The sequence below is a fragment of the Psychrobacter sp. TB20-MNA-CIBAN-0197 genome, assembly GCF_040309765.1.
Taxonomy (GTDB): Bacteria; Pseudomonadota; Gammaproteobacteria; order Pseudomonadales; family Moraxellaceae; genus Psychrobacter; species Psychrobacter submarinus.
On the sequence record NZ_JBEOPC010001066.1, the window covers coordinates 1 to 251 of the forward strand.

Annotated in this window: 1 protein-coding gene; it reads left to right on the forward strand. The window is 48.2% G+C overall.

The window, feature by feature from the left end; translation table 11 throughout:
• Positions 1 to 251: 5-(carboxyamino)imidazole ribonucleotide mutase (locus tag AAEY83_RS17175; RefSeq protein WP_351061085.1), on the forward strand; the 251-nt coding region annotated here is incomplete at both ends.

Sequence of the window (251 nt, forward strand, 5' to 3'; positions counted from 1 at the left end):
CTATGAGTGCTGCTGCGCAATTGCTTGCAGACTTTGACATTGCTTTTGATTGTGAAGTTGTCTCTGCACACCGTACGCCTGACAGATTATTTGATTATGCCAAAAGCGCAAAAGATAATGGTCTACAAGTGATCATCGCTGGTGCAGGCGGTGCCGCTCATCTGCCAGGTATGTGTGCCAGCCAAACGCCGCTACCTGTTTTTGGTGTACCTGTAAAGTCATCTATGCTGAGCGGTTGGGATAGTCTACTG